The sequence below is a fragment of the Pseudomonas sp. MWU12-3103b genome (assembly GCF_023100615.1).
Classification (GTDB): Bacteria; Pseudomonadota; Gammaproteobacteria; order Pseudomonadales; family Pseudomonadaceae; genus Aquipseudomonas; species Aquipseudomonas putida_A.
Window position 1 is genome coordinate 155,636 of the sequence record NZ_JALMEY010000016.1, and the last position, 6,963, is coordinate 162,598.

6 protein-coding genes are annotated in these 6,963 nt (G+C 62.1%); 4 read left to right on the forward strand and 2 right to left on the reverse strand.

Features of this window, described 5'->3' with window-relative positions:
• The first annotated feature begins 60 nt into the window (after nt 1-60).
• Nucleotides 61-1,095, forward strand: a complete 1,035-nt coding sequence (gene selD, locus M0808_RS22905; protein WP_247842513.1) for a selenide, water dikinase SelD — start codon at nt 61-63, stop codon at nt 1,093-1,095.
• Complete coding sequence (mnmH, locus tag M0808_RS22910) at nt 1,095-2,198, forward strand: tRNA 2-selenouridine(34) synthase MnmH (protein WP_247842514.1); 1,104 nt, start codon at nt 1,095-1,097, stop codon at nt 2,196-2,198. Before selD ends, mnmH begins: the two co-directional genes overlap by 1 nt.
• Nucleotides 2,199-2,334: 136 nt before the next feature.
• Here the strand turns inward: mnmH and M0808_RS22915 are convergent, their stop codons facing one another.
• The gene (locus M0808_RS22915) at nt 2,335-3,009 is read right to left on the reverse strand and encodes a histidine phosphatase family protein (protein ID WP_247842515.1); all 675 of its coding nucleotides are present in this window, start codon (nt 3,007-3,009) and stop codon (nt 2,335-2,337) included.
• Between the two features lie 223 nt (nt 3,010-3,232).
• Between M0808_RS22915 and M0808_RS22920 the strand changes: the two genes are divergently transcribed.
• Together M0808_RS22920 and hemB are read left to right on the forward strand one after the other, a co-directional pair.
• Complete coding sequence (locus M0808_RS22920; RefSeq protein WP_247842516.1) at nt 3,233-3,931, forward strand: glutathione binding-like protein; 699 nt, start codon at nt 3,233-3,235, stop codon at nt 3,929-3,931.
• A 244-nt stretch (nt 3,932-4,175) separates the two neighbouring features.
• Complete coding sequence (hemB, locus tag M0808_RS22925; protein ID WP_247842517.1) at nt 4,176-5,150, forward strand: porphobilinogen synthase; 975 nt, start codon at nt 4,176-4,178, stop codon at nt 5,148-5,150.
• A gap of 124 nt (nt 5,151-5,274) precedes the next feature.
• Here hemB and M0808_RS22930 read toward each other — a convergent pair whose 3' ends face one another.
• The gene (locus M0808_RS22930; RefSeq protein ID WP_247842518.1) at nt 5,275-6,810 is read right to left on the reverse strand and encodes an FAD-dependent oxidoreductase; all 1,536 of its coding nucleotides are present in this window, start codon (nt 6,808-6,810) and stop codon (nt 5,275-5,277) included.
• Between the last annotated feature and the right edge of the window lie 153 nt (nt 6,811-6,963).

Consider the following 6,963-nt stretch of genomic DNA (forward strand, 5'->3'; position numbering starts at 1 on the left):
AAAAATCAGCCGGCCCGCGCTCTGCTAGAATCCGCCCCATCAACTGCCAGAGACTCTCCCATGAGCGAGCCGATTCGCCTGACCCAATACAGCCACGGTGCCGGTTGTGGCTGCAAGATTTCCCCGCAGGTGCTGGAAGTGATTCTGGCCGGCAGCGGTGCGCAGAACCTTGACCCGAAACTGTGGGTCGGCAATGCCTCGCGTGATGATGCGGCGGTGTACGAGATCGACGCCGAGCGCGGTGTGGTGTCGACCACCGACTTCTTCATGCCGATTGTCGACGATCCGTTCGACTTCGGCCGGATCGCTGCGACCAATGCGATCAGCGACATCTATGCGATGGGCGGCGATCCGTTGATGGCGATTGCGATCCTCGGCTGGCCGGTGAATGTGCTGGCGCCGGAAGTGGCGCGGGAAGTGATTCGCGGCGGGCGCGCGGTGTGTGACGCCGCCGGCATTCCGCTGGCCGGCGGGCATTCGATCGATGCGCCGGAGCCGATTTTCGGCCTGGCCGTGACCGGTCTGGTGGAAAAGCGCCACATGAAGCGCAACGACACCGCTACCGCCGGTTGCCTGCTTTACCTGACCAAGCCGTTGGGCATCGGCATCCTCACCACCGCCGAGAAGAAAGGCAAATTGCGTTCCAGCGACATTGGTGTGGCCCGCGACTGGATGTGCACCCTGAACAAACCCGGCAGCCGTTTCGGCAAACTGGCCGGCGTCACCGCGATGACCGACGTTACCGGTTTCGGCCTGCTCGGGCATCTGGTGGAAATGGCCGACGGCAGCCACCTGACCGCGCGCATCGGCTACAACCATGTGCCGCGTCTGGACAGCGTCGAGTACTACCTCGAACAGGGCTGTGTGCCCGGTGGCACCTTGCGCAACTTTGACAGCTATTCGAGCAAGCTCGGTCGTCTGCAGGAGTTGCACAAGCGCGTGCTGTGCGACCCGCAGACCAGCGGCGGTCTGCTGATTGCAGTTACACCGGAAGGCAACGCCGAATTCCTCGCCGTGGCTGCCGAACTGGGCCTGGACCTGGCGCCGATCGGCGAGCTGGTCGAGCGACAGACCCACGCAGTCGAGGTGATCTGATGTCACGCGACTGCACCGATTACCGCGACATTTTCCTCAACGACCGGCCGATGATGGATGCCCGTGCGCCGATCGAGTTTGCCCACGGCGCGTTTCCGGGCGTGGTCAACCTGCCGCTGATGAACGACCGCGAGCGCGAGCAGGTGGGGACTTGCTACAAGCAGCATGGACAACAAGCCGCCATCGCCCTGGGTGAGCGGCTGGTGTCTGCTGAAGTGCGTGAGCAGCGCATTCAGGGCTGGGTCGAGTTTGCCCGGGCACACCCCGACGGCTATCTGTATTGCTTTCGCGGCGGCCTGCGTTCGCAGATCGTCCAGCAATGGATCAAGGAAGAGGGCGGGATCGATTACCCGCGTGTCGGCGGTGGCTATAAGGCGATGCGTACGTTCCTGCTGGAGACGATCGATCACGCCGTGGCCGAGTGCGATATGGTGCTGCTGGGCGGCATGACCGGCACCGGCAAGACCGAACTGCTGGTGCAGTTGCGCAACGGACTGGATCTGGAAGGCCACGCCAATCATCGGGGTTCGAGTTTCGGCAAGCGCGCCACCGGGCAACCGACCAACATCGATTTTGAAAACCGTCTGGCCGTTGATCTGCTGAAAAAACGCGCCGGCGGGATCCAGCAGTTTGTGCTGGAAGACGAGAGCCGGGTAGTCGGCAGTTGTGCCTTGCCATTGCCGCTGTACCGAGGCATGCAAGTGGCGCCGATGGTCTGGCTCGAAGACAGCCTGGAGCAGCGGGTCGAGCGGATTCTGCAGGATTACGTGATCAACCTGCACGCCGAGTTTGTCGCGGTGCATGGCGAGCAGGGCTTTGCGCTGTATGCCGAGCGGCTGATTGCGAGTTTGAACAATATCCAGCGCCGGCTGGGCGGCGAACGCCATCAGCGGATGTTCCTGCAGATGGAAGAGGCCTTGGCGGAGCAGGCGCGCAGCGGTTCGGTCGAGCAGTTCCGTGACTGGATCAGCGTGTTGCTGCGCGAGTATTACGACCCGATGTATGCGTTCCAGCGTGAGAAGAAGGGCGGGCGGATCGAGTTTGCCGGGGAGCGCGGGGCGGTGCTGGAGTATCTGCATGAGCGGCTGAATCAGCGGGTTTGAGGGTGCTCTTGCGGGCCTCTTCGCGAGCAAGCCCGCTCCCACATTGGGTCTCCACTGGGCAGAAATTTCTGCCTGACGCAGATCCCCTGTGGGAGCGGGCTTGCTCGCGAAAGGGCCGGTACAGGCAGCGCAACACTCAAGTCGGACAGGTCGCCTTGCCGTTATCCAGCCCCTGCTTGTAGCTGTGGCTCTGCAGACTGGCCTTGCCGTTGTGCCAGGTCAGGGTCAGCACGTACAGCGAATCGAAATCGCCAGCCGCCCAGTCATCGGTGATGGTCTGCTTTTCGCCGACTGCCTTGCCCGCGACTTTGTTGATCAGTTCCGGCAGATAACCGTGCGACCACGCGGTGTAGATCGTCGCGTTGTGGTACTTGTCCTCGGTCAGCTCGCGCGCCAGATCACTGGTGTCGTTGGCAGAGAACTCGATGTTCACCGGCAGGCCGAGCTTGATCGCGGCGGGGCTGATGGTCATCAACGGACGGATGTAGCTGTAGGAATTGTCCAGTTCGCCTTCCTCGACATTGCGCGTCGGGTTGGCGGCAAACACGTAGTCGGCCTTGCCGAATTTTTCCGGCAGCAGGGTCGACAGCTCGATCGCCCGGTTCAGACCCTGACAGTTGAGCTGGCCGAGACCGCCCTCGGGTTTTTCCGCGTGGCGCAGGAAGATCAGTGTCTGCGTACCGTCCACCGGTTGCGCGCGAATCTGGCTCGATTCGAGCGACAAGGTCAGCGCACTGACTGCCAGCAGGGAGGGCAGGGCCACATAGGCGCGATGTTTGAAGCGTTTGGCGAAACTCATGAGGTTCGTCATTGAATATAGGATTCTTCAGCAAATTCGGTTGGGGCTGACCAACCCTTACACCGCGGGCTCCCAGCACCGGGTGTTGTCCATGTCGTGTCGTACTTCCCTTGCAAAGACATAGCTCAGAGTCCACTGAGGCCGCTTGGTTCGATCCTGGCTTCTGCACACTAGCTGCAGAATGTTACGGTTCCTGGATTATGATCAGCGCTTCCCATGTGACTGGATGTTTCCCATGACCGATCTGTCCGCGTTCCCCATCACCCAGAAATGGCCGGCGCAGTACCCCGACTGGATTCAACTCTATTCCCTGCCGACCCCCAACGGCGTCAAGGTCTCGATCATGCTCGAAGAGATCGGCCTGCCCTACGAGCCGCACCGCGTGGGTTTCGACACGCAAGACCAGATGTCCCCGGAATTTTTGTCGCTGAACCCCAACAACAAGATCCCGGCGATCCTCGACCCCCACGGCCCGCAAGACCAGCCGCTGCCGCTGTTCGAATCCGGCGCAATCCTGATCTACCTCGCCGACAAGAGCGGCCAGTTGCTCGCCCAGGAAGGCGCGCTGCGTTACGAGACGATTCAGTGGCTGATGTTCCAGATGGGCGGTATCGGCCCGATGTTCGGCCAGCTCGGCTTCTTCAACAAATTCGCCGGCAAGGACTACGAGGACAAGCGTCCGCGTGACCGCTATGTCGAGGAGAGCAGACGCCTGCTCAGCGTGCTGGATAAACGCCTGGAAGGTCGCGACTGGATCATGGGCGAGCGCTACACCATCGCCGACATCGCCACGTTTCCGTGGGTGCGTAACCTGATCGGCTTCTATGAGTCGGGGGATCTGGTCGGGATCAATAATTTCCCGAACGTGACCCGGGTGCTGGAGCGCTTTCTGGCTCGCCCGGCTGTGGAGCGCGGGTTGACCATTCCTTCCTGAGGCCACACATAACCCTGTGGGAGCGGGCTTGCTTGCGAAGGCGTCGTGTCAGTCAACACGTCTTTTTCTGATACACCTCCTTCGCGAGCAAGCCCGCTCCCACAGGAATAGTGATGACGCCCGCAGATTATTGCGTCCTCGGTAACGCACTGTTGATTGATCCAGGTTTGTACCTGCGCCCAACGAAGGCATAAGCTTCGCCCCCTACGACTTTCGTCTCATCTTCCGATTTCAGGAAAGCCCCATGTCCAGCCAGTTCCCCGAAGCACGTCCCCGCCGTCTGCGCCGCAATGCGAGCCTGCGCAGCCTGTTCCAGGAAACCGAGTTCAGCCTGAATGATCTGGTGCTGCCGATTTTCGTCGAAGAAGAGATCGACGACTTCGTGCCGATCAAGAGCATGCCGGGGGTGATGCGCATTCCCGAGCGCAAGCTGGCCAGTGAAATCGAGCGTTATGCCCGTGCCGGGATCAAGTCGGTGATGACCTTTGGCGTGTCCCATCATCTGGACGCCAACGGCAGCGACACCTGGCGCGAAGACGGTCTGGTTTCGCGTATGTCGCGGATTGCCAAGGACGCCGTGCCGGAAATGATCGTGATGTCCGACACCTGCTTCTGCGAATACACCGATCACGGCCACTGTGGCGTGATGCACAACCACGAAGTCGACAACGACCAGACCCTGATCAACCTCGGCAAGCAAGCTGTGGCGGCGGCGCGTGCCGGTGCTGACGTGATTGCCCCGTCGGCGGCGATGGACGGTCAGGTGCGGGCGATTCGCCGCGCGCTGGATGACGCAGGTTTCACCCAGATTCCGATCATGGCTTATTCGACCAAATTCGCCTCGGCGTTGTACGGCCCGTTCCGCGAGGCCGGCGGCAGTGCGCTGAAGGGCGACCGCAAAAGCTATCAGATGAACCCGATGAACCGCCGCGAAGCCCTGCGCGAATCGCTGCTCGACGAGCAGGAAGGCGCCGATGCGCTGATGGTCAAGCCGGCCGGTGCGTACCTCGACATCATCCGCGACATTCGTGAAGCCTCGAACCTGCCGTTGTCGGCGTATCAGGTCAGCGGCGAGTACGCGATGATCAAGTTCGGCGCGCAGGCCGGTGCAATCGACGAGGATCGCGTGGTGCGCGAAAGCCTGGGCGCGATCAAGCGCGCGGGGGCGGATCTGATCTTCACCTACTTTGCGATGGATCTGGCGCTGGCCGGGATCTGACGAATACCGCACAACCCCCTGTGGGAGCGGGCTTGCTCGCGAATGCGGTGTATCAGCAACGAATAGGTTGACTGACACGACGCCTTCGCGAGCAAGCCCGCTCCCACATTGGGACTGTGTAGGGTCAGGGGCAGTTGAAGTAGGGTCGGATCCCGTGATCCCGAAAGTACCGCTCGATCACCTTCGGATCCGCACTGTTATCGGCAATCGCCACATAAGTATCCGGGCGCAACAGGTAAAAACCGTTACGCCCCAACCCCGCCGTGTCAAACGCCGGCCGCCAGTCGAACACGTGCAGCGACAGATGGTGTTCATTGCACCAGGCGATCATCTCGTCGCTGGTATCGCCGTACACGTGCACCTGCCAGCAGGGCTGGCGCAGTGGCTCGAAATTATCCCCCTCACCATCATGCGCCCACGGCAAGCGGTCGCCGCCGTGGACGTGGCCGGCCGTGCCCTGGCTCAGCGGCATGCCGCGGTAGTTGAGGGTGACCTGTGAGACGGTGCGAAAGAGGAATTCGCGGCTGGCCTCGAACGTGGCCATTTTCGGGATCAGAAACGGTGCCAGGCGCGTGCGCAGCAGATCGGCGATGCGCCCTTCGGCGGTGACGAAACTGAACACCTTGTCGGTGGTCGACACCAGCCGCCGGGCGAAGGCGATGCGCTCGGTTTCGTAAGTGTCGAGCAGCTTCGCCGTGGCGCTGCCGTTGAGCACGGCGGCGAGTTTCCACGCCAGGTTGATCGCATCGCCGATGCCGGTGTTCATGCCCTGGCCGCCGGCGGGGCTGTGCACGTGCGCGGCGTCGCCGAGGAGAAACGCCCGACCGCTGCGAAAGTGCTCGGCCACGCGGTGATGCACGCGGTAGGTGGAGAACCAGTTGACCTCGTCGATGTGCACTTTCAGGTGCTCGATGGCGCGGCTGCTGACGTCGGCAAATTGCAGGGTTTCGGCGCGGTCGGCACGTTCGTCACGCACCGTGCCGATCAGCCGGGCGCGGCCTTCACCGGCCAGCGGGAACACCGCGAGAAAATCCGCTTCGTCCAGATCCAGATGCAGCTCGCCATTCAGCGCCGGGCCGCTGGCCTGCACATCCGCGACGTAGAAAATCTGCTGATAGGTGCCGCCCGGGAACCCGGTGTCGAGGGTTTTGCGCACCACCGAGCGCGCGCCGTCGCAGCCTGCCAGAAAGCACGCCTGACAGATTTCCTGCTGCCCGTCCGGTAAGCGCAGATGCGCGCTGAGGCCGTCGCCGGTTTCTTCGAAACTCTCAAGCTCGGTGTTGCGCTCAACCGTCACGTCATAGTCTTCGAGGCGTTCGAGCAGGAGCTGTTCGTGTTGGTCCTGGGGGAAGATTTCGACGAATGCGTACGGCGTCAGGCCTTCGCCGATGCGGTTCAGCGGCAATTGCGCGACCGGTTTGCCGTTGACCCAGAAATTCGCCGCCGCCACCCGATGGCCGTTGCGCACCACGGTGTCGGCCAAGTCCAGTTGCCGGTACAACTCCAGCGTGCGCGCCTGCACCGCCAGCGCTCGTGACGTGCTGCCGGGGGCGGAGGCCTTGTCGATGATGCGCACGCGCACGCCCAGTTTGCTCAGCCACAGGGCCAGCACCAGACCGGTCGGGCCGGCACCGATGATCAGTACGTCGCTGCGGTTCATGGGCCTTTCCTCCGTTGGCTGTGCAGCAAGTATGGATCAGATGGAAAGGGTGGCCAGTTGATCGGTCAGACGGAAAAAGGCCCCGTAGCGGTGGGGGCTGTGGGGCCTTTTTTCGGGTGTTTGGCAGGAGATTTGGTGACAGTGAAATTTGCC